The following is a 2,800-nucleotide window of genomic DNA, read 5'->3' as shown; positions in this document are numbered from 1 at the left end:
ACCAGCGGGGCGCGGGAAGCGGCTCCGCCGCCGGTGCCGGCCCTGTCCCTCGGCCGACGGCTCGGCCTCGACGGCCCGCAGGTTGCCGGTGGTGTGCCGCCAGTCGGCGGGCGGGGCGAACTCGGGAGCGGGCGCGAAGGGGGCGCCGGGGGCGTCCGGGTACGCCGCCGGGTCGAGGTGACCGTTCGGCGGGCCGGCCGGGGGCCGGTCGGTCCACGCGTACGGCCGGTCGTCCGGTTCGGTACGCCACTGCGCGGTCGGGGCGTCCGCCAGGTCGTCGCGCGGCTGCTCCGGCTCGTCGCCGAAGAGGTACGCCGAGCGCGGCTCGGGACGGTCGGTCAGCCAGGCCGGCGGCTCGTCGGTGGGCGGTTGCGGGCGCGGGGGGCGCCGTCCGGGTCGATCGGGTCGGTCCAGCCGTACACGCCTGTCGCCTCCACGGGGTCGGTTGTGGGCCGCGCTGACGCTACGGGTGTGCCCTGAACTGCGGCAACGTGGCTAAGGAAGAGTTAAGGCGATGTCGACTCACGTGGTGACCGTACGCACATTTCCCGGCGTACAGTTAAGGAGTCCGGACAGAGCGTGTCCGAGCCTTGCGGCCCCCGGCAAGTGGACAGGGTAGACGTGGAGATGATCTACGGCCTGCGAGAACTTGACGAAGAGGGGGGTGTCGGCTCAATATGTAGGTGTCGCCAGTCGCGCCCAGTCATGCCCGGATTATGCCGGCGTGGCAGTCGCGGACAGTTATTGGGCGCGCGTTGGCCGGCCTTTCCGGCAGCGCATATCAAGGAGTCAGCATGGCGAAAGCCCTCTACGGCCACGTAGGTGCAGCGCCCGACCGGCGTCTGCTCGACGAGGTCACCCGTCTGCGGGCCAGGGTTCAGGCACTCGAGTTCGAGATCACGCGGCTGCGTGCCGACAACGATCGGCTCGCCGCGGCCGCCGCGGAGGCCGACGACCTCCTCCGGCTGGCCGAGCCGGCCCTGACCTGATCCACGGGGCCCGGAAAAACTGAATCGCACCACCGCGAAAACGCGCGCCGACACTTATGTGCCGGCGCGCAGCTCTGTCTCCCCTGGCTTTCCGCCCACAATTTCCCGATCTTGTAGGCGTCCAATCCGCCATTCGCCGTCCGGTTCCGCGCGCGGTGGCCGTCCCGCGGGGCGGGTCGCGTGCCGACGGGTCGCCGCCGACGGGTTAGTCTGCGGGTTCACCAGGCTCGCGCAGCCGGCGACGGTACGGCGGCCACCGGACGAGGATCGAGAAGGTGCATCTCAAGAGCCTGACGGTGAAGGGTTTCAAGTCCTTCGCCTCCGCGACGACGCTCAAGCTGGAGCCCGGGATCACCTGTGTGGTCGGCCCGAACGGCTCCGGCAAGTCCAACGTCGTCGACGCCATCGCCTGGGTGCTGGGCGAGCAGGGCGCCAAGGCGCTGCGCGGCGGCAAGATGGAGGACGTCATCTTCGCCGGCACCGCCGGGCGGGCGCCGCTGGGCCGAGCCGAGGTCACCCTCACCATCGACAACACCGACGGCGCCCTGCCGATCGAGTACACCGAGGTCTCCATCACCCGCCGGATGTTCCGCTCCGGCGAGAGCGAGTACGAGATCAACGGCGACTCCTGCCGCCTGCTCGACATCCAGGAACTGCTGTCGGACTCCGGCATCGGCCGGGAGATGCACATCATCGTCGGCCAGGGCCGGCTCGACGGCATGCTGCACGCCAAGCCGGAGGACCGGCGGGCGTTCATCGAGGAGGCGGCCGGCGTCCTCAAGCACCGCAAGCGCAAGGAAAAGGCGCTGCGGAAGCTCGACGCGATGCAGGTGAATCTCAACCGCCTGACCGACCTCACCGCCGAGCTGCGCCGCCAGCTCAAGCCGCTGGGCCGGCAGGCCGAGGTGGCCCGGCGGGCCGCCGCCATCCAGGCCAGCCTGCGCGACGCCCGGCTGCGGCTGCTCGCCGACGACCTCGCCACCCTGCGCACCACCCTGGACCGGGAGATCGCCGACGAGACCGCGCTGCGCGAGCGGCGTGAGCAGGTCGAGGCCGAACACAGCGAGGTGCAGGCCCGCCTGGGCGAGCTGGAGGCGGCCCTGGCCGAGGACGCGCCGCTGCTCGCCGCCGCCCAGGACACCTGGTACAAGCTCTCCGCCCTGCAGGAGCGGTTCCGCTCCATCGAGCAGCTCGCCCGGGAACGGCTGCGCCACCTCAGCGCCACCACCGACGACGAGCGGCCCGGCCGCGACCCGGAGCAGCTGGAGGCCGAGTCGCAGCGGGTCCGCGAGCAGGAGGAGGAGCTGCGCGCGGCGCTCACCGACGACCAGATCCGGCTGGCCGAGGCGGTGGAGCACCGGCAGGAGCTGGAACGGCAACTGGCCGCCGCCGAGCGGGAGCTGGTCGCCGCCGCCAAGGCGATCGCCGACCGCCGGGAGGGCCTGGCCCGGCTCACCGGGCAGGTCAACTCGCCCGGGCCCGCACCACCAGCGCGGGCGAGGAGATCGAGCGGCTCGCCGCCGCCCACGCCGACGCGCTGGCCCGCGCCGAGAAGGCCCAGGCCGACCTGGACGCGGTGGCCGAACAGTCCACCGAGGCGGACCGGGACAACGCCGAACTCGACGAGCGGCACGCCGAGGCGGTCGCCGTCCACGAGAAGGCCCAGGCCGCCGTGCGCTCCCTCGCCGACGCCGAGCGGGCCACCGAGAAGGACGCCGCCACCTGGAAGGCCCGCGAGGAGGCGCTCGCCCTCGGCCTGCGCCGCAAGGACGGCGCGGGCGCGCTGCTGGCCCGCGCCGGCGAGGTGCCCG

General features: G+C 72.8%; 2 protein-coding genes and 1 pseudogene. All 3 read left to right on the top strand.

From position 1 onward, the window contains the following. On the top strand, window positions 1-181 hold a 181-nt coding region (locus JNW89_RS33450; RefSeq protein ID WP_238452082.1), incomplete at its 5' end, for a hypothetical protein. A 613-nt stretch (window positions 182-794) separates the two neighbouring features. Then, complete coding sequence (locus JNW89_RS33445) at window positions 795-989, top strand: hypothetical protein (protein ID WP_007456482.1); 195 nt, start codon at window positions 795-797, stop codon at window positions 987-989. Between the two features lie 275 nt (window positions 990-1,264). Continuing rightward, window positions 1,265-2,800, top strand: a pseudogene (locus JNW89_RS33440) (chromosome segregation SMC family protein); the annotation flags it as partial.

This window comes from Micromonospora sp. 4G55, assembly GCF_016803375.1.
The sequence above is the reverse complement of the archived record's forward strand: the minus strand, read 5'-3'. Positions and strand labels throughout refer to the sequence as shown.

What these genes read in the sequence shown, in the direction of transcription:
- JNW89_RS33445 (WP_007456482.1), top strand. Translation starts at nt 795, where the DNA reads ATGGCGAAAGCCCTCTACGGCCACGTAGGTGCAGCGCCCGACCGGCGT.